Genomic DNA, 19621 nt, shown 5'->3' on the forward strand with positions numbered 1-19621 from the left:
CAGATTTTTACGTTTAAACTTTGTCGTGCCCGCGAATAGTTTCTTCGCTGACAGAATTTTCTAGAAAATCATTTCTAGGTACAAACAGGAAAAGACCTGACGAAATTGCCAGGTCTAACCCTTAATGGTGATGGAAGGTAGTGTGGATTACTTAACCTCCACTTCAGCACCAGCTTCTTCCAATTGCTTCTTCAATGAATCTGCTTCATCTTTAGCAACACCTTCTTTCAATGGTTTTGGAGCACCATCAACAAGTTCTTTTGCTTCTTTCAAGCCAAGACCAGTCAATTCTTTCACTAGCTTCACAACTGCTAGTTTAGAGGCACCAGCTGACTTAAGGACTACATCGAAAGATGTTTTCTCCTCAGCAGCGGCTCCGGCGTCTCCACCGGCAGCACCACCTGCTACCATTACAGGAGCAGCAGCTGCTGGCTCAATACCATACTCATCCTTAAGAATAGTAGCAAGTTCATTAACTTCTTTTACAGTTAAGTTAACCAACTGCTCAGCGAATGCTTTCAAATCTGCCATTTTTATTAGTAATTAAAAGTTGTTTTAAAATTGAAATGTTATTGTTCTTTCTCTGATAAAGTCTTAACCAAGCCAGCCAAGATATTGCCACCGCTCTGAAGGGCAGAAATAACGTTTTTGGCAGGAGACTGAAGCAAGCCAATGATTTCGCCAATAAGCTCTTCTTTAGACTTGATCTTGCTTAGCGCATCTAATTGGTCATCACCAAGGTAAATGCTGCTATCAATATAAGCTCCTTTCAAAACTGGCTTTTTATTACCTCCTTTGCGGAAGTCAAGCAAAAGTTTAGCAGGAGCATTACCTGTAGTCGCCTCAAACAATAAGCCTGAAGATCCTTTCAAGGCAACATCTAAAGATGATGTATCAACATCTAAAGTGTCTAATGCTTTACGAATCAGAGTGTTTTTGTACACTTTGTACTCAATCCCTCTATCAAAGCACAGTCTTCTGAATTTATTGATAGTTGCAACTGTCAATTCTGAAGCGTCTGTGATGTAGACGAAGGAGTTTTGCGAGAACTTCTCGCTCAGGTCACGTACAATGATTTCTTTCTCTTCCCGTGTCATCTCTTCTCGTTAAATTGAGTTTTTGTCAACTACTACACCAGGACTCATTGTACTTGACAATGTGATGCTCTTAATATAAGTTCCTTTCGCAGAAGATGGCTTCAAACGGTTGAGGGTAGCAATAACCTCTGTTGCGTTTGCAGCAATCTGATCTGGTCCAAAAGATACTTTACCAATGCTAGTGTGAATGATACCGGTTTTGTCAACTTTGAAGTCAATTTTACCAGCTTTTACTTCTTTCACTGCTTTGGCTACATCTGTAGTTACAGTACCAGCTTTAGGGTTTGGCATCAAGTTACGTGGTCCCAGAATACGACCTAATCTACCAACTTTAGCCATTACAGCAGGCATAGTGATAATCACGTCAATATCAGTCCATCCTTTTTCAATTTTCTGGATGTACTCATCTAAGCCTACGAAGTCTGCACCTGCATCTTTCGCTTCCTGCTCTTTGTCAGGAGTGCAAAGTACTAATACACGCACATCTTTCCCGGTTCCATGGGGAAGAGTAACCACCCCTCTTACCATTTGATCAGCCTTACGCGGGTCAACTCCCAAACGCACATCAATGTCAACAGAGGCATCAAACTTAGTGAAAGTAATTTCTTTCACTACACCTGCTGCATCTAACAAAGAGTATTCCTTTTTAGGATCGTACTTCGCTAAGACTGCTTTTCTGTTTTTAGAAATTCTAGCCATTTGCTTCTTAATTACTCACTCCAGGGAGCAGTTCCTTTAACTGTGATACCCATGCTTCTTGCGGTACCAGCTACCAATCTCATTGCCGCCTCAACTTTGAAAGCATTCAGGTCAGGCATCTTGATTTCTGCAATCTCACGAATTTGATCCCAAGTCACAGAACCCACTTTGTTACGGTTAGGCTCTTTAGATCCAGATTTAATTTTCGCTGCATCCATCAATAATACTGGAGCGGGAGGAGTTTTAATTACGAAGTCAAAAGACTTGTCAGTGTACATTGTAATCAAAACTGGGCATACTTGGCCGGCCTTATCTTGAGTTCTAGCATTGAATTGCTTACAGAACTCCATAATGTTAAGACCTTTAGATCCAAGTGCAGGTCCAATCGGCGGTGCTGGATTCGCGGCGCCTCCCTTTACCTGAAGTTTCAGATAACCTTTTATTTCTTTTGCCATTACTATTTATTACTACTGTTCTTTTTCTACCTGCATGTAGTTCAGTTCAACAGGAGTATTACGCCCGAAGATCTTCACCATCACGTTTAGTTTACGACGCTCTTCAAACACTTCCTCAACTGTTCCTGAGAAACCATTGAATGGACCGTCCATAACCTTTACTGTCTCCCCAACAATAAATGGGGTCTCCAGAGTTTCCACCTGCTCGTCTGTCTCATCTACCTTTCCTAAGATCCGGTTAACTTCAGACATGCGTAACGGAACAGGTTTAGTAGTGGCGTTACCACCATTAGCACCTAAGAATCCAATTACCCCAGGGGTGCTTGTAATTAAGTGTTCTACCTCTCCATTGGAGATATCTGCATACACCAACACATAACCCGGAAAAAAGCTACGTTCTCTAACCCGCTTTTTGCCGTTACGCATTTCATATACTTTTTCAGAAGGAATTAGCACCTGAGGCACCATTTCCGTTAAATTATGACGCGCTACTTCGTTCTCTAGATAAGACTTTGCTTTCTTCTCCTGACCAGAAACAGCCCGCACTACATACCATTTTAAATCTGCCATTTTCTCCAGCTTAAATTAGAACTGGTTATAGAACCATTCCAGGGTGGAGTCGTAAACAAAGTCCATAGCACCTACAACAACTGCAAACACAACAGACCCAACCAAAACTAAAATAGAGCTTTTCTGAAGCTCTAAGTAACTCGGCCAGGTTACCTTGTGCTGCATTTCCTCTACAGCGTCATTGAAAAATTTCGTCAGCTTTCCCATTCTGATGCTATTAACTCTATTTGCACGGGAGGTAGGACTCGAACCTACAACCAATGGTTTTGGAGACCACTACTCTACCAATTGAGCTACTCCCGTAAAAAAATGCACACCATTCATTCAAATGGAGTGCAAATGTAATATTGTTTTCTAAAAAAAACAAGTCCGCCTCACTTTATTAAGAAAGACGGACTTGTAATTTTTATTTAGTCAAGGATCTCAGTTACCTGACCGGCACCTACAGTTCTACCACCCTCACGGATAGCGAAACGTAGACCTTTCTCCATGGCTACTTTGTTGATCAGTTCAACAGTGATAGTGATGTTATCACCAGGCATAACCATTTCAACACCTTCTGGCAGTGTGATCACACCAGTTACGTCTGTAGTTCTCAAGTAGAACTGTGGACGGTAGTTGTTGAAGAAAGGAGTGTGACGACCACCTTCTTCTTTTGAAAGAACGTAAACCTCAGCTTTGAATTTCTGGTGAGGAGTTACTGAACCTGGCTTACAGATAACCATACCACGACGGATATCGGTTTTCTCAATACCACGTAACAACAGACCTACGTTGTCACCAGCTTCACCTCTGTCTAGGATTTTGCGGAACATTTCCACACCAGTTACTGTAGACTTCAAGCCTTCAGCACCCATGCCCAAGATATCAACTTGCTCACCAGAGTTGATGATACCACGCTCGATACGGCCAGTAGCTACTGTACCACGACCAGTGATAGAGAACACGTCCTCAACTGGCATCAAGAATGGAAGGTCAGTTAAACGAGCAGGGATTGGAATGTAGCTATCTACAGCTGCCATCAATTCCTCAATAGTCTTAACCCATTTAGCGTCACCGTTCAAGCCACCAAGAGCTGAACCTTGGATAACTGGAATGTTGTCACCGTCGAAATCATAGAAAGAAAGAAGCTCTCTGATTTCCATTTCAACCAGCTCTAACAATTCTGGATCGTCTACCATGTCCACTTTGTTCATGAACACAACAAGAGCAGGAACACCTACCTGACGAGCCAAAAGGATGTGCTCACGAGTTTGTGGCATAGGACCATCTGTAGCAGCAACCACAAGGATAGCACCATCCATCTGAGCAGCACCAGTAACCATGTTTTTCACATAGTCAGCGTGACCAGGACAGTCAACGTGTGCATAGTGACGGTTCTCAGTAGCATACTCTACGTGAGAGGTGTTAATAGTAATACCACGCTCTTTTTCTTCAGGAGCGTTGTCAATTGAAGAGAAATCTCTTTTAGCGGCCAGACCTTTTTCCGCTAAAACCTGAGTAATAGCAGCAGTCAAGGTTGTCTTACCGTGGTCAACGTGCCCAATCGTACCGATGTTTACGTGCGGTTTGGAACGGTCAAATGTTTCTTTAGCCATTTTAGAAAGTATTTAGTTCTTGGGTTAATACGGTGTATTGCTTGTTTCAAATACTCCTTGAGCCAACGATGGGAATTGAACCCACGACCCCTTCCTTACCAAGGAAGTACTCTACCCCTGAGCTACGTCGGCATAATGAAATGATGCAGCTTTCGCTGCATCATTTTTAATTGAGCGGGAGACGAGGTTCGAACCCGCGACCTACAGCTTGGAAGGCTGTCGCTCTACCAACTGAGCTACTCCCGCTTATTTCTAAGAATCCAAGAATCTTCACGAGACAATCTGTAACCTTGCCTCAACTCTTGGTTGGTGTTGGTGTGGGGAGAGAAGGATTCGAACCTTCGAAAGCTTACGCTAACGGAGTTACAGTCCGTCCCATTTGGCCACTCTGGAATCTCCCCATTCTTGTTTCAAAGAACCCTAAGAAGCGTTTTCGTTTCCGTTTTTCGTTCTTAGGAGCTGCAAAATTATAGGCTTTTTCTTCCATGTCAAATATTTCGGCAAATATTTTTTCAATTATTTTATTTCAACCCCTGTCATTGGGCTCAGTCCAGGGTCTTGCTCGGTTAGTTTCTGGAGTGTTTCCCTCCGTTCATCTGTCTCACTCATTAAGCTAAGCATTTGAAAGGCAGCTTGTTTTATTTCAGCCATTGCCTCTCGCTCTACTACCTGCACCAGAGCCTGCCATCCGCGTTCCTGCGCATCAATTTTTTTCTTCAGAAGAAAGGCTCCGAAGCTCTGAATAAAGAAATAGAGGTCTGCTCCCTTCATTCTTCGGGCATTTTGCAGATACCAGCTATACAGTTCTTCCTGTTCGCTTCCCGTAAAGGCCGATGCCAAGGCATTGACTACATCAGGATTTTTATAGCTCAGGAATGGTTTTAGTGCTTCCAGTTCATGCTCGCCTTTCGCCCATGCGAAAATAGAGGCACTCACTACCAGATAAGAGCTATCCTCCAACCCTCTTCGGATAATTTCCTGCGGCAACCCCTGCAAGGTGCTTAGAGCGTACATGGCAATGGCTCTAACAGAGCTGTTCTCATCAGTTGCTGCCATTTGCTGCACCTGTCTCTGCGTCTGAGGCTGCTGCATGGCATTAGTAGACACTAACATTTCTACACCCATATATCTGATCTTCCAGAACGGGTCTTGTAGAGCTTTGAGGAGCACCGGCTCAATCTGCGTATCTGCGGTGTCCCTTAACTGCTCTAAGGCATTAGACTTGGCAGCGTATCCTGGACTGTAATTGAATTGGTTTGCCCACTCTGCTATAGACTTACTATGTTTAATTCTAGCCAAAAGGTGTTGCCGTGGATCTACCACTACGGTTTGAGGGGCAGCCGCCATTGGGAAGCGGAAGGTCTCTAAGACTTTCTCCACCTGCACAGTCTGCTCCTGCCATTTCCCCTCCTGCAGAAGACTAATTACGAGCGGAAATTTATAAACCGTGGACCGTACAGTATCCTGCGTTTGCTGCACCAGCACGGTAAGGGTCCCATTCTCATATTGATGCGACACCGCCAACTCAGGATGACCAGGTGTCAGGAACCACTGCTGGAAGAAGGGTTTTAAATCACGACCGGTTACTTCTTCAAAGGCCAGCCGAAGCTTGTCAAGCTCTACTGCACTGTATTGGTTCTGCCGTAAATACAGGTTCAATGCGGCAAAAAAGGCGTCCTCCCCTACCTCCTGCCGGAGCATGTGCAGCACGCGTCCTCCTTTGGCGTAGGAGTGGCTGTCAAACATATCTTCCTTGTCCTCATAGTGATACCGTATAAGCGGCTCCTGCTTGGTTCTGGATTCACCTAAATATTCCAGCAAAGCCGTCTGATGCGTTAAGGCGGCTTCCTCTGGCCCATACTGATGCTCTGCCCACAGATATTCAGAATAATCGGCGAAGGATTCATTCAAGGGCAAGTTGGCCCAAGACTCTGTGGTGACTAAATCCCCGAACCACTGGTGGAAAAGCTCATGGGCAATGATGTGGTCCCAGTTCTTGTCTAACAACTCACGGCGGTCTTGGTGCAACGCTTCCATAAAAGTAGAGGCCGTGGTGTTTTCCATGGCCCCGGAAACAAAATCCCGCACCACCACCTGTGCATATTTGTCCCAGGGGAAAGCCATTCCCAACTTCTGAGAAAAGAACTCCAGCATGGCAGGCGTGCGCCCGAAGGTAGACTTTGCAGTAGCGACATACTCTGGCTCCACCCAATAGCTGATTTCCTTGTTCCGCCACTTATCTTTTACAACTGCGTATTCGCCAATGGCCATCATGGCCAGATAAGGAGCATGTGGCTTGCTCATGCGCCAGTGATCTATCCTTAACCCATCTTTCAACTTTCGGGAAGAAACCAGTACCCCATTTGACAGGGTCTTGAAGCGGTTTTCAACGGTAATGAAAAGATCCTGTGTCATGCGCTCATTGGGCTTGTCAATGGTGGGAAACCAGGCCGAGTTCGCCTCAGTTTCTCCTTGCGTCCAGATTTGCTGAGGCACTCCGTCCTCGGTTCCCAATGGATTGATAAAATACAGGCCTTTATCAGATAAGATGGCTTCGCTGCCCTTTACTTTTAACTCATTGGGTTTGGCGGTATAGGAAATGAAGAGCTGGAGCGTATCTTTTCTGGTATAGCGCTGGCCTAACCGCAACGTGAGCCTGTATTGGTCATAGGCATACTGCAGCGGCACTTCCTGTCTTCCTTTCAGCAGAGTCACTTTATGGATATCAAATCCTTTCGCATCCAATACCACGGAGTCTTGTGGGTAGAAGTAAGGTTTCAACGTAAGGGTAGCCTCCCCTAACAGGTGCTGTTTGGCCCAGTCAAACCGTACTTTTAAAGTAGTATGCAGCAGATCTACCAGACGTTCTGCGGCGGGTTGGTACGGTCCTTTGCTAGTGACAGGCGCTGGTTCAGCGGCAACCGCCTCTGGCGTGGCAGTCACTTCTTCGGCCACTGCCGCTGGGGCCGAAGGCTTTTTCACGGCGCAGCCCCAACCAGTAGTCACCACCAAAAAAAGGAACAAGGCGCGCAAAAGGATGTGATTCATGTAATAATGATTTATTAACTTTGAGGACTCAAGTTGTGAATTTATTTCACACATACGGTATTTACAGTTTAACGCAGTCCAGATGCTACAGGTAAAATCGGCCAACGCTACGTGGCAAGTAGTCCTAGAGAAAAACCAGATCCTTCTCAATGACACACCTTTTACCTGGGACCTGCTCCCGCTTAGCCCTACCTCTTTCCATATTCTTAAAGACAGCCGTTCTTATACCGCTGAACTGTTGGAGTCTGAGCCAGAGAGCAAGACCTTCAAGATCAAAATCAACGGCAAGGTGCACACGCTACAGGTGCAAGACAGAATGGACCTGCTCCTGGAAAGCCTGGGCATGGGCGAAGCGCTTTCCCAAAAAGTAAACGACATCAAGGCCCCTATGCCAGGGCTGATCCTGGACATCAAGGTTACGCCAGGCCAGGAAGTAAAGAAAGGTGACCCTATCCTGATCCTGGAAGCCATGAAAATGGAGAACATCATCAAATCTCCCGGAGATGGTGTGGTGCGCGAGGTAAAGGTAACCGTGAGGCAGAACGTAGAGAAAAACCAAGTCCTTATCGTTTTTTAAGCAATTCCCGTTTAGGGCCTGTTTTTGGAAAAACAGGCCCTAAACGCATTCATACAACATCATTTACAATTCCTATTTAACATAGAAGCATGCGATTCAAAAGAATTCTATTGAAGCTCAGCGGAGAGTCCTTGATGGGCGAGCAGCAGTATGGCATAGATACTAACATGCTGGTGCAATATGCCCAAGAAATCAAATCTGCCATTGACCTGGGCGCCCAGGTGGCTGTGGTGATTGGCGGAGGAAACATTTTCAGGGGAGTACAGGCCGAGTCTGTAGGATTAGACCGCGTGCAGGGCGATTACATGGGCATGCTGGCCACGGTAATCAATAGTATGGCGTTGCAGAGTGCACTGGAGAAAAATGGCGTGTTTACCCGCCTGCTCTCCGGCATCAACATCCAGCAGGTGTGCGAGCCGTATATCCGCCGCCGGGCGTTGCGCCACCTGGAGAAAGGCCGCGTAGTGATTTTCGGGGCTGGTATTGGCAGCCCTTACTTCACTACAGACTCAGCGGCTTCACTACGTGCCATTGAGATTGAGGCCGATGTGGTTTTAAAAGGAACCCGCGTAGACGGCATCTACACCGCAGACCCTGAGAAAGATCCTTCGGCTACCCGCTACACAGACATCAGCTTTGAGGAGGTGTTTGAGAAAGGGCTCAACGTAATGGACATGACCGCCTTTACCCTCTGCAAAGAAAACAACCTGCCTATTGTGGTGTTTGACATCAACACGCGGGGCAATCTTGCCAGGCTGATCAACGGCGAAAAAGTGGGAACTTTGGTTTCTATGTAAACCTTACCCCTGGCGCAAGCCGTTGATATTACAGAATAAAATCAGAAATTAGTGCCGCCTTTGGCAAAACAAGGGCAGCAGATCTAGTCATCTTTCTAAATCAGAAAAACCAATGACCGAAGAAATTAATTTTTATTTGAGCGAAGCCGAGGAATCAATGCAGAAATCGGTGCAGCATACCAGCGTAGAATTAACCAAGATCAGAGCAGGCAAAGCCTCTCCCGCCATGGTGGAAGACCTGCGCGTAGATTACTATGGCACACCCACCCCTATCTCACAGGTAGCCAACGTGAGCACCCCAGATGCCCGCACCCTCATGATCAAGCCATGGGAGAAAAACATGGTGGCTGAAATTGGCAAAGCCATCAAGAACAGCGACTTGGGCCTTGCCCCTAACATGGAAGCAGACGGTGTTCGCCTGAACATCCCAGCCCTTACCGAAGAGCGGCGCCGGGACCTGGTGAAGCAAGCCAAAAACGAAACGGAGAGCGGCAAGATCAGAGTGCGCAACATCCGCAAGGACGTTAACGAGGCCCTGAGAAAACTCCAGAAAGAAGGCACTTCTGAAGACGCCGTGAAAGACGCCGAAGGGAAGGTGCAGAAACTTACCGATGCCTACATTGTGAAGCTGGATGAACTCCTTGCCAAAAAAGAGGCGGAGATCATGACCATCTAAGATAGAAAGGCGTTTAGAGCCTCTTTTTCTAAAAGAGGCCTCAAAAGAGAAGCCCGCTCCAACCAGAGCGGGCTTCTCTTTTAAAAGGCTATAAACAAATATCTACTTTTTCTCAGGGGTGTCACTTCTGGAAGCCAACCACTGCAACGCTTCCGCTATGCTATCAAACACTTCAATGCCTGTGGTGTCATAAGTAAACCTGAGTGATTTATCTGTAGAGAGACGGCTGAACATACTGGGAGAATAGACCCAGGCAAAGGAAGTCATGCCGGCCTGGCGCAACCGCGGAAACCAATCTGACCCTACCCACTCAGCGGCAGAAGACCAGATCCCCTCCACGTTGGTATTGTCATTTAGGATCTTGTGGCATTCATGCTGCACCATCGCCTCCAGAATCCGCTCGCAACCATCCTGAACCGACTGCTTTGTCTGGAAGCCGGTCCAATCACCCAGAATATATTTCTCCTCCGGATTGAAACAGATGGTAATATATGTGTCTTTGAATATTAATGAGTTACTCATTGTCAAATGTGAGCCTTCTATGCTGTTTGTCTTGGAAGGAAGAGCAAATTACGTCGCATAAGCGAGCATAACAAGTATTTATACTTAGAAAAACTGTACTATTTCTACATAAGCAAACGAGCAACTTAATTTTTACGAATACTTTTACAGAAAGTTCACTTGATTTTCTCAGACCTTTGCTTATTACATAAACCATAACTATTTCAATCTTGCCCTAGCTTCACCTCCACAAATAAAGAGCGTACTTAAAAAATAAAGCCTGGCGTTTAGGGGCTGTTTTTCGAAAAACAGCCCCTAAACGCCAGGCTTTACCATGATTATAAAAACAGGCTCTCCCGCATAAGTGAGAGGGCCTGTTCCTAAAACTGCTCACAGGTACAGTTTCTTGATTTGGATGTAGTCTAACACCGCTTCAGGCAGCAGATAACGGGTAGATTTTCCTTCTTTCAGGCATTGCCTGATGAACGTGGCCGAAATATCCAGCAAGGGAGCCGGCACTACCGTTATTTTAGGATGATTCTTCAGTACATCGGGCACTTTACCGCTTCCCGGCCTCGGATACACCAGTATCTCATGAAACTCCAGAATCTGCTCATGGTTTTTCCATTTAGGGAAAGTAACCAAATTGTCTTCGCCCATAATGAGCGCGAACTGATAGGTAGGATATCTTTCCTGCAGGTAGGTGAGCGAATCTATGGTGTAGCTGGGTTTGGGCATCCGGAACTCAATATCCGTTACCCCTAGATCTGTGTTATCTGCAATGGCCAGGCGCACCATGTGCAACCGGTCAAACTCATGCAACAGGCTGCTACTGGGTTTAAAAGGATTCTGCGGACTTACCACTAACCAAACAGCATCTAAAGTTGTGTTGGTAGCCATATAGTTGGCCAGAATCAGATGTCCCACATGGATTGGGTTGAAAGACCCAAAAAGCAGCCCCACCCGCATGATTACACAATTTCGTCTACTTCATAGAGAAAGTTCCGTACCAGCTTCTCTGCCTTGGCAAACGCCTCCTCCAGATTGTCATTCACGATCACCTCATCAAACTGATCCTCAAAGCTCAGCTCAAACTTGGCTTTGAACACACGGCTGGAGATGCTGGAAGCCGAATCTGTATTGCGGGCAACCAAACGCTTAGATAATTCCTCTACCGAAGGCGGCTTCACAAAAATGGCAAGGGCGCGGTCTTTGTAAAAGTTCTTGACACTTAATCCTCCTTTTACGTCTACATCCAGAATGGCATGCTTGCCCTCAGACCAGATACGTTCAATTTCAGATTTGAGCGTACCATAGAAGGCACCCTCATAGACTTCTTCCCACTCCACAAACTCATCATTCCCAATCTTCTCGCGGAATTCTTCCGGGGTGATGAAGTAATAGTCTTTTCCGTTTTCTTCAGAGCGGCCCCGGCGATCGCGGGTGCAGGCGGAGATAGAGAAACTCAGTTCTGGCAGAACGTTTACTAAGTGGCGGACAATTGTAGTTTTGCCGGCCCCAGAGGGAGCCGAAAAAATGATGATTTTACCTTGCATCCGGGATTAGGAGGCTTAAAACTAAGCGGTTTGGTGAATTTTTGATTTGATGGAATCTACCAGATTGGCAGGTGTGCCCGGGCGACGGAGAGACGCGTTCAGGAACTTGACAAATAAACGCTGTTTGTCTACACTTTCAAAACATGGAGAGCATTCATCGGCCTGTTCAGCCAGAAAAGCTTCATCCTCCTTCGTGGCTACGCCCTCCAGCCACTTCTCAAAAACGCCCTGTACCTTCTCACAGTCAGGCTCATGGCTCTCCTCTGTGGCGTTATCGCCCATCAATTCATCTGTCATTGTAGTAGTCCCCATCATAATTAATTTCCGTTAGCTGTTATAACCCATTGACTTTGCGTATTTCTCCAACTTTTCCTTTAAAAAGTGCCGGGCACGGTGCAGGCGACTTCTTACTGTCCCGATGGGAATGTCCAGTATCTTGGCCATTTCCTCATAGGTGAACCCTTCCAGATCGCAGAGGATAATCACAGTCCGGAAATCTACCGGCAACGAGTTGAGCGCACCCGCCACTTCGTCCCCAATCAGGTCCTGTACACTTTCCATGCGCAGGTCTGTGGTGCCGCCAGAACTGTCTCCTTCCGCGTCTACGTCTTCAGAATTGTAGTAACCTTCCACCTCAGAGTAATCTACTTTGGCGGGCTGTTTACTCTTCTTTCTGAAGTCGTTAATGAATGAGTTCTTCAGGATGCGGAACAGCCAGGCTTTGGCATTAGTTCCGGGTTCGAAATAATCGAAGAAACGATAGGCCTTGAGGTAGGTCTCCTGAACCAAGTCATTGGCATCGTCTTCATCTAGGGTTAAACGGTACGCGAAGTTGTAGAGAGGCGAAATAACCGGCATCAACTCCGCCTCAAACCTGGCGTCTTTCTCCTCTTTAGTCATTGAATTCGCTCTCTGTTCGCTCATTGGTCTTGATTTTGTACTTTTACACTTGGGATAAAAATACCTATACGCAAATATAGAAATTAAATATACATAGGTACATACGAATATTTGGGCAGATGTTTACAGTACACAGCCCAAACATAATGCCAGGGATTCTCCATCCCTTTTTTGTTCTCTTTTAAATAGAACCTACTTCCCAACCTACCTCGTTTCTGGCAAAAAAGTTTTCGCTGAAGAGATTTACAGCTATAGGTGGTTTCTTTGTTTACAATAGAGACACTTTTTTGCCCTACATAAAGCCAGCCTTACAGGGTTCAACCCAGACCTTGTTAAACGTAAAATGAGGTGTTCTCCCTACCTGTAATAATGTGTCCAGTGAGGCTTCACTTGAAGATTCTGATTTTTCTTCCATTACTAAGTTAGTGTGGGACATTAAGTAATGAACAGGAAAAAGTTGCGTACTAAGGAATAGGGCACAATTCTTTAATTTAGCCGTATTTTTGAGGCCGTAAGCTGTTTATCTAATCAATGCCTTCCCTAAAGTAGCCTGTTAAAAAGTAAAAGGTAGGACATTAAACAACTCTATATGCACCAATACCTTCTCTACCAAGCCTACGGCAAGGAGGAAATTCTCCAGGAACTGGTATATTCTATTTATTCGCTCCTGAAACAGTACCAGGGTCAGCCTGCCTTTCAAGTGGTAGTCTTTACAGATAACAGCAACTACTTAGAACCCCTCCTTCCTTCCTGGGTGATTTACCAGAACATGTCAGCGGACCAAATTCAACAATGGCGCGGTGAGCTTGATTTTGTACACCGGGTAAAGATTATGGTTCTCCGGGACTTCATACAACAGCACGAGGGTACCGTTCTGTACTTAGACACAGATACAGTTATTACAGGCTCCCTTGATCATATTTTTTCTTTGCTGGAAGATGGCAAGTCCTATGTCATGCATGAGAATGAAGGCCCTATCTCATCCCGTAAAAACAGCATCTTTAAGAAAGTAGATACTTTTTTAAGAAATACGTCTACTGGTATTTCACCAGATACTCCCATGAATAATGCAGGTGTTTTGGGGTTCAGGAGTTCTGATAAACAAATGTTAGATGATGTTCTGGCAACGACAGATCGTCTGTATCAACTTTACCAGAAACATATCATAGAACAACTGGCTTTTTCGTTCCACATGAATAAGTTGGCGCAGAAACCTGTCTATACAGCTACCCAAGAAATTTTCCATTACTGGGACTTCAAAGAATTCAGAGGTGTTTTGAATGTTTTTTTCAGGCATTTCCAAGGGCAACGTTACCAGAGATTGGTGGAGCATATGGAGTTGATACAACCCCAAAAACTGATTTTACCTAAACGAGCCTATGAATCGCTTCCCTTCTTCAGCAAAGCCTGGAGAAAGCTTAGCGGAAAGCTATGGAACATCCCACCTTACCAACTCCCTTGATCTTCTTTAGTAGGTAACTGCACTGCCTATTGTTCTCTACAACGCCACATAGAGTCAAAATGTCTAATAAAGGCGCCCGGAAAGCAAGCGTGACCACCTTTAAATTACGTTTCTGCATTTTTACTTTCAATCTACATGCCTTCGTCCATTGCCGTAACCATATTGGCTAAAAACAGCCAGGAACATTTAGCCCGGTGCCTTACAGCTCTAACTGATTTCCCTGAAATTATTCTGCTGGACAACGGTTCTACTGATGATACCGTGGCTATTGCCGAGAGCTTTGCAAATGTGAAGGTTTTCCACTCACCCTTTATTGGATTTGGCCCCCTTAAGAACCTGGCCGCCTCTTACGCTACCCAAGACTGGATTCTGTCAATAGACAGTGACGAAGTGCTCTCTCCGGCTTTGGCACAAAGTATTCTGCGACAGCCCTTAGACAAGCAGAAAGCATACAAATTTCTGCGTAAAAACTTTTATGGCAACCGCCACATTAACGCATGCGGTTGGGAAAATGATTATGTCTTACGTCTGTACAATCGAAAAACCACCGGTTTCTCCCAAAGCGAAGTGCACGAAACAATCCTTACGGAGCACGTAAAAGTTGAAACCCTGCCGGGGACAATGGACCATTACTCTTATCAGAATGCCACCCAGCTGGTACAGAAGATGAACTACTACTCTTCGCTTTTCGCGCAGGAACAACAAGGGAGAAAAAGCTCCTCGCCTTTTACCGCAGTTTACAAAGGCCTTTTCTCTTTTTTCCGGAATTACATACTCAAACGGGGTATTCTTTACGGATCTGACGGTTTCCTGATCTCTGTCACCAACGCGCTGGGATCTTTCTACAAATACATGAAGCTGCATGAAGCTAACCAACGCTCACGACAGAGAACAGAGGACTAATTCTATTTATCTCCTTTTGCCCATCAAAAACACAGATAATGTTACCTTTGATAAATTGCGACCTAACCGCGACTAACCTTTGATGAAAATCCTGTTATCTATCCCCGAACACACCAAAACCATTCCTATGGGACGCTTTGTGGAGAAAGCCCTGCAACAGTTAGGCCATGAGGTGTATGTGTTCAACTATGAAAGAGACAACCAGGTAGAGCGGCTCAGGGAGAAGATCAGTTACAAAAGTTTCCTGGCTTATAAAAACAATCAGGTGCTGGCATTGGTGAATACAGTCAAACCAGACTTGTTCTTCACCATCTACGGCAATAACCATGATGCCGGCACTATTGAAAAAATCAAACAGAAAGGGATTCTTACGGCTTGTTGGTGGTTAAACGATCCTTTTGACTTAGCCTACAAACATATTCCAGCCCATCTATATGATTATTTCTTCTCAAACAGCAGAGGCACCCAAGCAGTTTACAAGCATTATCAGGTAAAGAATGCGTACTACCTACCAGTAGGCATAGATCCGTCAGTGCATCAACCGCAGCCAGGGGTAAAAAAGGAATATGACATTGTCTTCGCGGGAGACTGGCACCCCATCCGGGAAAAAGTGATCACGGAGTTGAGCCAGCATTTTTCTATTACCATGGCGGGGCCCTGGAAAAGGAAGATAGCCAAAGACTCACCCTTGCGCTCTAGCTTTGTAAACCAACGCTTCTTTACCCCTGCTGCCATGGCAGAACTGTTTAACAAAGCACATATTGTCTTCAACCTCCATACGTGGTATGGGCGTTGGCCCTATGGGGTAAATCCTAGACTATTTGAAGCCAGTGGCTGTGGCGCTTTCCAAATCAGTGACAACAAAGAAGAGATTAAAGACCTGTATTTGCCAGGCAAGGAAATCATCTTGTATGACCGGGTAGAAGAAATTCCTGAACTATTTACCTACTACCTCAAACACCCTGCCGAAGGAGAGGCTATTGCAGCCCAGGCCTTGAAACGCACACTCCAATCACATACGTACGTGCACCGGATGCAGGAAATGCTGGACATTATCAGCTAAAGAAACAAAACGCCCGGCCTCTATACAGAAGCCGGGCGTTTTAAGCTTAATTCCGGAAAAAGAGTCCCTAAACGGAAACTGCTTAGTAACGGTAGTATTCTGGTTTGAACGGTCCTTCCACTTCTACGCCAATGTAAGCGGCTTGCTCTGGAGAAAGTTCCTCCAGTTCCACACCAATCTTAGCAAGGTGCAGACGGGCAACCTTCTCATCCAGGTGTTTAGGCAGCGTGTATACTTTGTTCTCGTAGGCCTCCGCGTTTGTCCACAGCTCAATCTGGGCTAGCGTCTGGTTAGAGAAAGAGTTAGACATCACAAAAGATGGGTGACCAGTGGCGCAACCCAAGTTTACCAAACGACCTTCGGCTAATACAATGATATCTTTGCCGTTAATGGTGTACAGGTCTACCTGTGGCTTCACGGTATCTTTGGTGTGGCCGTAGTTCTCATTCAGCCAAGCCATGTCAATCTCGTTGTCAAAGTGACCGATGTTGCAGACAATGGTTTTGTCTTTCATGGCCTGGAAGTGCTCTGCCCGGATGATGTTGAAGTTACCAGTAGCGGTTACCACAATGTCGGCCTCCGGAATGGCGTTTTCCATTCTTCTCACGGCAAACCCGTCCATGGCGGCTTGCAGGGCGCAGATAGGGTCTATCTCAGTTACAATCACGCGGGCACCGGCACCACGCAACGAGGCGGCAGAACCTTTCCCAACGTCGCCGTAACCGGCCACCACAGCTACTTTACCGGCCATCATCACGTCGGTAGCTCTTCTGATGGAGTCTACCAATGATTCTTTACAGCCGTATTTGTTATCGAATTTAGATTTGGTCACGGAGTCGTTCACGTTGATAGCAGGAATCAACAGCGTGCCGTTCTTCATACGCTCATACAGACGGTGCACCCCGGTGGTAGTCTCTTCAGACAAACCTTTGATACCGGCGGCCAGCTCTGGATATTTATCAAACACCATGTTGGTCAGGTCACCACCATCGTCCAGGATCATGTTCAAGGGCTGACGGTCTTCCCCGAAGAAAAGCGTCTGCTCAATGCACCAGTCGAACTCCTCGGCGTTCATTCCCTTCCAGGCGTACACAGAGATACCGGCGGCGGCAATAGCGGCGGCGGCATGGTCCTGGGTGGAGAAGATGTTGCAGGAAGACCAGGTTACCTCGGCCCCCAGGGCTACCAGCGTTTCAATCAACACGGCGGTCTGGATAGTCATGTGCAAGCAACCGGCAATACGCGCGCCCGCCAGTGGTTGGCTAGGGCCGTACTCTTCCCGTATCGCCATCAGGCCAGGCATCTCAGCCTCAGCCAGTTTTATTTCTTTTCTTCCCCACTCAGCCAGGGAAATATCTTTTACTTTGTACTTCTGATAGGTTTCTACCATGGTAGTTCAACTTTTTTATATAGAACCGCAAAGGTACGCAATAAGTTTATCATCCTCAATTATCTGCCCATGAGCCGTTTTGGGCCTAATTCCTGAAAAACAGCCCCTAAACGCCAGGAGGCCTGCTCAACAAGCAGACCTCCCGGAACAGTGATATAGAAAAGCTCTTATCTGTTAACGATCACTTCGGCACCCAAGGTATTGGTGTTACCTGCCGGTGGGTTCAAGAACCCTTTGGCGAAGATGGTGTAAATCTTGCCCGCCTGTAGGTTCACGGTGGCCGTCACGGCGTTGACATCAGTACCTACGGGCTGCACCAGCAGGGTATAGCTGCCGCCGTCTACCGGGGTGAACGCCGTAGATCCTTTGAATGCGATGTTAGAAAACAAGTTGCTGTTGGTAGCCTGCACCACCACGTCTACGTTAGGCGCATCTGGTGAGAGGTGAATAAACCGGACATGGGCTTTGCCCGAGGCCGGGGCGGCCAGATTGTCTTCCACCACCACGGCTCCAATGCTGGCGAGCGGCTCGGCGGCAAACACAGAGTAGTTCTTATCTGCGGCTAGGTTGAGATTGGCATCTATGACCGCGCTGGCGGCACTGGTACCGGCAGGGGCTACTTTCACGTTTCGGTTACCGGCGTTCAGTTGCACATACCCTGTGTTCATTGGGTACATTAAGGCTGCGCTATTGGCTTTGGTACCGTCTACATACAAATCAACGGCGGGAGCGTTGGGGGCGGCGTGCACTACCATCACATTGGCTTTCTGCTCCATGGCCATAGCATCGTCATCGTCGTCATCGCAACTGGTGAGTACTAATGCTGGCAACACGGCCAGTAAGCTGAGTTTCATCCATTTTTTCATAGCAGTTAAGAGTAAGGTTAATTAATGTACATACATATAATCAACCGCCAACCTAGCTGCTTGTTTAAAGGATCAGCCGATTTTTCTGGAAAAATTCGATCTGGCGAGCTTCTACGCCAATTCTGTATCTTTACATTTTACTTCAGACAGTCCGGTATGCGTGTTTTTTCTCTTGAGGAGCAGGAATTCATCTTTCAACACCTACAGCAGGACCCCGCGCAACTGATGTTGCAGGCTAAGCGGTTTCCGCATTTGCCCATGCAGGAGTTGGTGTCCCAGATCAAAGCCCGGCAGAAGGCCTTACAGAAATTACCCACCTGGGCGCAAAACCCGGCGGTGGTGTTTCCGGTGATGCTGTCGCTGGAGCAGAGTTCCTCTGAAGTAACCGCCGCCTATAAAGCGCAACTGGTACAGGGCCAGACATTGGCAGATCTGACCGGTGGCCTGGGTGTAGACAGCTTTCATTTCTCCAGGCAGTTTGCCCAGGTCACGCACGTGGAGCAGAACGCAGAACTGCAGCAAATTGCCCAATACAATTTCCAGCTATTGGGTGCCTCCAACATCAAAAGTGTGAACATTGCGGCCGAGGATTTTCTACATCAGTTAGAAGCACCGCTGGACGTGATCTACCTGGATCCGGCCCGCCGCGGCCACAGCCAGGAGCGTGTGCACCTGCTCCAGGACTGCGAGCCAGATGTGCTGCGCCTGCTTCCGGTGCTGCGGCAGAAAGCCCGGTACGTGCTGTTCAAGACCGCCCCCATGCTGGACCTGGACCTGGCACTACAGGAACTAAAGGAGGTGGTGCGGGTGTGGATTGTGGCCGTGCAGAACGAAGTGAAGGAAGTACTGTATCTTATTCCGGCCGAAGCGCCCCAGGAGGCTCCCCTCATCACTGCCGTAAATCTGAGGCCGGGGCAGGAGCCGCTGGAAGTTTCCTTTACCCAGCCGGACGAAGAAAACGCGCAGGCAACGTACGCAGAGCCCCAACGCTATTTGTATGAGCCTAACACCGCCTTGCTGAAGGCAGGAGCCTTTAAATGGCTATCAGTAGAATACAAGCTCCATAAGCTCCATCGCAACAGCCATCTGTACACTTCCATAGAACTCTGCGAGACATTCCCCGGCCGGATCTTTGAAATCATTGCCCAACCCAAGGCTAACGCCAAGGAGCTGCATAAACTTCTACCCCAGAAGAAAGCCAACATCACCGTCAGGAACTATCCGCTCACGGTGGCACAGCTGCGGGAGAAGGTAAAGTTGAAAGAAGGCGGCTCTGATTATCTGTTCGCGACCACAGATCTGCACAACAAACCTCTGCTGCTACTCTGCCAAAAGGTAAACTGACCCTTTCCGTTTAGCGCCTTATTTTGGAAAAAGAGCCCCTAAACGGAAGCTCCTGCCTTGGCGCCAGCGGGCGCTTACGCCAGAAATGCCTTAACTGATAATCAGCCATTGACAATCCA

General features: G+C 46.9%; 22 protein-coding genes and 4 tRNA genes. 7 read left to right on the plus strand and 19 right to left on the minus strand.

The features are described from left to right. Positions 1 to 147: 147 nt before the first annotated feature. From rplL to EFA69_RS01400, 12 genes are all read right to left on the minus strand, one after another. Positions 148 to 531, minus strand: coding sequence for a 50S ribosomal protein L7/L12 (rplL, locus tag EFA69_RS01345; protein ID WP_066832322.1), 384 nt, complete (start codon positions 529 to 531; stop codon positions 148 to 150). A gap of 38 nt (positions 532 to 569) precedes the next feature. Beyond that, positions 570 to 1097: a 50S ribosomal protein L10 gene (rplJ, locus tag EFA69_RS01350; RefSeq protein ID WP_123131286.1), complete on the minus strand. Its 528-nt coding sequence runs from the start codon at positions 1095 to 1097 to the stop codon at positions 570 to 572. 9 nt (positions 1098 to 1106) lie between these two features. Beyond that, on the minus strand, positions 1107 to 1796 hold the full coding sequence (rplA, locus tag EFA69_RS01355) for a 50S ribosomal protein L1 (protein WP_123131287.1): 690 nt from the start codon (positions 1794 to 1796) through the stop codon (positions 1107 to 1109). Positions 1797 to 1807: 11 nt separating this feature from the next. Then, positions 1808 to 2251, minus strand: coding sequence for a 50S ribosomal protein L11 (gene rplK / locus EFA69_RS01360; RefSeq protein ID WP_123131288.1), 444 nt, complete (start codon positions 2249 to 2251; stop codon positions 1808 to 1810). Between the two features lie 12 nt (positions 2252 to 2263). Continuing rightward, complete coding sequence (nusG, locus tag EFA69_RS01365) at positions 2264 to 2821, minus strand: transcription termination/antitermination protein NusG (RefSeq protein WP_123131289.1); 558 nt, start codon at positions 2819 to 2821, stop codon at positions 2264 to 2266. 15 nt (positions 2822 to 2836) lie between these two features. Then, complete coding sequence (gene secE, locus EFA69_RS01370; protein WP_123131290.1) at positions 2837 to 3028, minus strand: preprotein translocase subunit SecE; 192 nt, start codon at positions 3026 to 3028, stop codon at positions 2837 to 2839. A 23-nt stretch (positions 3029 to 3051) separates the two neighbouring features. Further along, positions 3052 to 3124, minus strand: a tRNA-Trp gene (locus tag EFA69_RS01375). Between the two features lie 107 nt (positions 3125 to 3231). Continuing rightward, positions 3232 to 4419: an elongation factor Tu gene (gene tuf / locus EFA69_RS01380; RefSeq protein ID WP_123131291.1), complete on the minus strand. Its 1188-nt coding sequence runs from the start codon at positions 4417 to 4419 to the stop codon at positions 3232 to 3234. 60 nt (positions 4420 to 4479) lie between these two features. Beyond that, positions 4480 to 4551 (minus strand) — tRNA-Thr (locus EFA69_RS01385). A gap of 41 nt (positions 4552 to 4592) precedes the next feature. Next, positions 4593 to 4665 (minus strand) — tRNA-Gly (locus EFA69_RS01390). Between the two features lie 72 nt (positions 4666 to 4737). Then, positions 4738 to 4820, minus strand: a tRNA-Tyr gene (locus tag EFA69_RS01395). A 115-nt stretch (positions 4821 to 4935) separates the two neighbouring features. Then, positions 4936 to 7467, minus strand: a complete 2532-nt coding sequence (locus tag EFA69_RS01400; protein WP_183906650.1) for a M1 family metallopeptidase — start codon at positions 7465 to 7467, stop codon at positions 4936 to 4938. A gap of 82 nt (positions 7468 to 7549) precedes the next feature. Here EFA69_RS01400 and EFA69_RS01405 point away from each other — a divergent pair, with 82 nt between their 5' ends. From EFA69_RS01405 to frr, 3 genes are all read left to right on the plus strand, one after another. After that, positions 7550 to 8044, plus strand: coding sequence for an acetyl-CoA carboxylase biotin carboxyl carrier protein subunit (locus EFA69_RS01405; protein ID WP_123131293.1), 495 nt, complete (start codon positions 7550 to 7552; stop codon positions 8042 to 8044). A gap of 89 nt (positions 8045 to 8133) precedes the next feature. Then, the gene (pyrH, locus tag EFA69_RS01410) at positions 8134 to 8841 is read left to right on the plus strand and encodes a UMP kinase (RefSeq protein WP_123131294.1); all 708 of its coding nucleotides are present in this window, start codon (positions 8134 to 8136) and stop codon (positions 8839 to 8841) included. Positions 8842 to 8953: 112 nt separating this feature from the next. Next, on the plus strand, positions 8954 to 9517 hold the full coding sequence (frr, locus tag EFA69_RS01415; RefSeq protein WP_123131295.1) for a ribosome recycling factor: 564 nt from the start codon (positions 8954 to 8956) through the stop codon (positions 9515 to 9517). A 102-nt stretch (positions 9518 to 9619) separates the two neighbouring features. On the opposite strand, the gene EFA69_RS01420 is transcribed toward frr, so the two are convergent. The 5 genes from EFA69_RS01420 to EFA69_RS01440 form a co-directional block, all read right to left on the minus strand. Beyond that, entirely contained in the window at positions 9620 to 10039 is a 420-nt protein-coding gene (locus EFA69_RS01420) for a hypothetical protein (RefSeq protein ID WP_123131296.1), read from the minus strand. Positions 10040 to 10408: 369 nt separating this feature from the next. Next, complete coding sequence (nadD, locus tag EFA69_RS01425; RefSeq protein ID WP_123131297.1) at positions 10409 to 10987, minus strand: nicotinate (nicotinamide) nucleotide adenylyltransferase; 579 nt, start codon at positions 10985 to 10987, stop codon at positions 10409 to 10411. A 2-nt stretch (positions 10988 to 10989) separates the two neighbouring features. Continuing rightward, positions 10990 to 11574, minus strand: coding sequence for a guanylate kinase (gmk, locus tag EFA69_RS01430; RefSeq protein ID WP_123131298.1), 585 nt, complete (start codon positions 11572 to 11574; stop codon positions 10990 to 10992). 21 nt (positions 11575 to 11595) lie between these two features. Next, positions 11596 to 11889 carry a hypothetical protein gene (locus EFA69_RS01435; protein ID WP_148041223.1) on the minus strand — a complete coding sequence of 98 codons (294 nt, stop codon included), beginning with the start codon at positions 11887 to 11889 and terminating at the stop codon, positions 11596 to 11598. Between the two features lie 12 nt (positions 11890 to 11901). Next, the gene (locus tag EFA69_RS01440) at positions 11902 to 12498 is read right to left on the minus strand and encodes a sigma-70 family RNA polymerase sigma factor (RefSeq protein ID WP_123131300.1); all 597 of its coding nucleotides are present in this window, start codon (positions 12496 to 12498) and stop codon (positions 11902 to 11904) included. 565 nt (positions 12499 to 13063) lie between these two features. Here EFA69_RS01440 and EFA69_RS01445 point away from each other — a divergent pair. From EFA69_RS01445 to EFA69_RS01455, 3 genes are all read left to right on the plus strand, one after another. Continuing rightward, complete coding sequence (locus tag EFA69_RS01445; protein ID WP_123131301.1) at positions 13064 to 13936, plus strand: hypothetical protein; 873 nt, start codon at positions 13064 to 13066, stop codon at positions 13934 to 13936. Positions 13937 to 14071: 135 nt separating this feature from the next. Then, entirely contained in the window at positions 14072 to 14839 is a 768-nt protein-coding gene (locus tag EFA69_RS01450; protein ID WP_123131302.1) for a glycosyltransferase family 2 protein, read from the plus strand. A gap of 82 nt (positions 14840 to 14921) precedes the next feature. After that, a complete protein-coding gene (locus EFA69_RS01455; protein ID WP_123131303.1) occupies positions 14922 to 15902 on the plus strand; it encodes a CgeB family protein in 981 nt (326 codons plus the stop codon). Between the two features lie 82 nt (positions 15903 to 15984). Here EFA69_RS01455 and ahcY read toward each other — a convergent pair whose 3' ends face one another. Together ahcY and EFA69_RS01465 are read right to left on the minus strand one after the other, a co-directional pair. After that, positions 15985 to 17292, minus strand: coding sequence for an adenosylhomocysteinase (gene ahcY, locus EFA69_RS01460; protein WP_123131304.1), 1308 nt, complete (start codon positions 17290 to 17292; stop codon positions 15985 to 15987). 167 nt (positions 17293 to 17459) lie between these two features. After that, entirely contained in the window at positions 17460 to 18158 is a 699-nt protein-coding gene (locus EFA69_RS01465) for a DUF4397 domain-containing protein (protein WP_123131305.1), read from the minus strand. Between the two features lie 156 nt (positions 18159 to 18314). Here EFA69_RS01465 and EFA69_RS01470 point away from each other — a divergent pair, with 156 nt between their 5' ends. Then, positions 18315 to 19502 (plus strand): THUMP-like domain-containing protein, encoded by a 1188-nt coding sequence (locus EFA69_RS01470; protein WP_123131306.1) that lies wholly within the window; start codon positions 18315 to 18317, stop codon positions 19500 to 19502. The last annotated feature ends 119 nt before the right edge of the window (positions 19503 to 19621 follow it).

Source organism: Rufibacter immobilis, assembly GCF_003721565.1.
Classification (GTDB): domain Bacteria; phylum Bacteroidota; class Bacteroidia; order Cytophagales; family Hymenobacteraceae; genus Nibribacter; species Nibribacter immobilis.

Coding starts and splice junctions, on each gene's coding strand:
- EFA69_RS01435 (WP_148041223.1), bottom strand. CDS start 11,889: ATGATGGGGACTACTACAATGACAGATGAATTGATGGGCGATAACGCC.
- frr (WP_123131295.1), top strand. CDS start 8,954: ATGACCGAAGAAATTAATTTTTATTTGAGCGAAGCCGAGGAATCAATG.
- EFA69_RS01470 (WP_123131306.1), top strand. CDS start 18,315: ATGCGTGTTTTTTCTCTTGAGGAGCAGGAATTCATCTTTCAACACCTA.
- EFA69_RS01445 (WP_123131301.1), top strand. CDS start 13,064: ATGCACCAATACCTTCTCTACCAAGCCTACGGCAAGGAGGAAATTCTC.
- EFA69_RS01455 (WP_123131303.1), top strand. CDS start 14,922: ATGAAAATCCTGTTATCTATCCCCGAACACACCAAAACCATTCCTATG.
- EFA69_RS01400 (WP_183906650.1), bottom strand. CDS start 7,467: ATGAATCACATCCTTTTGCGCGCCTTGTTCCTTTTTTTGGTGGTGACT.
- secE (WP_123131290.1), bottom strand. CDS start 3,028: ATGGGAAAGCTGACGAAATTTTTCAATGACGCTGTAGAGGAAATGCAG.
- tuf (WP_123131291.1), bottom strand. CDS start 4,419: ATGGCTAAAGAAACATTTGACCGTTCCAAACCGCACGTAAACATCGGT.
- EFA69_RS01440 (WP_123131300.1), bottom strand. CDS start 12,498: ATGAGCGAACAGAGAGCGAATTCAATGACTAAAGAGGAGAAAGACGCC.
- EFA69_RS01450 (WP_123131302.1), top strand. CDS start 14,072: ATGCCTTCGTCCATTGCCGTAACCATATTGGCTAAAAACAGCCAGGAA.
- gmk (WP_123131298.1), bottom strand. CDS start 11,574: ATGCAAGGTAAAATCATCATTTTTTCGGCTCCCTCTGGGGCCGGCAAA.
- rplJ (WP_123131286.1), bottom strand. CDS start 1,097: ATGACACGGGAAGAGAAAGAAATCATTGTACGTGACCTGAGCGAGAAG.
- pyrH (WP_123131294.1), top strand. CDS start 8,134: ATGCGATTCAAAAGAATTCTATTGAAGCTCAGCGGAGAGTCCTTGATG.
- EFA69_RS01420 (WP_123131296.1), bottom strand. CDS start 10,039: ATGAGTAACTCATTAATATTCAAAGACACATATATTACCATCTGTTTC.
- nadD (WP_123131297.1), bottom strand. CDS start 10,987: ATGCGGGTGGGGCTGCTTTTTGGGTCTTTCAACCCAATCCATGTGGGA.
- EFA69_RS01405 (WP_123131293.1), top strand. CDS start 7,550: ATGCTACAGGTAAAATCGGCCAACGCTACGTGGCAAGTAGTCCTAGAG.
- nusG (WP_123131289.1), bottom strand. CDS start 2,821: ATGGCAGATTTAAAATGGTATGTAGTGCGGGCTGTTTCTGGTCAGGAG.
- rplL (WP_066832322.1), bottom strand. CDS start 531: ATGGCAGATTTGAAAGCATTCGCTGAGCAGTTGGTTAACTTAACTGTA.
- EFA69_RS01465 (WP_123131305.1), bottom strand. CDS start 18,158: ATGAAAAAATGGATGAAACTCAGCTTACTGGCCGTGTTGCCAGCATTA.
- ahcY (WP_123131304.1), bottom strand. CDS start 17,292: ATGGTAGAAACCTATCAGAAGTACAAAGTAAAAGATATTTCCCTGGCT.
- rplK (WP_123131288.1), bottom strand. CDS start 2,251: ATGGCAAAAGAAATAAAAGGTTATCTGAAACTTCAGGTAAAGGGAGGC.
- rplA (WP_123131287.1), bottom strand. CDS start 1,796: ATGGCTAGAATTTCTAAAAACAGAAAAGCAGTCTTAGCGAAGTACGAT.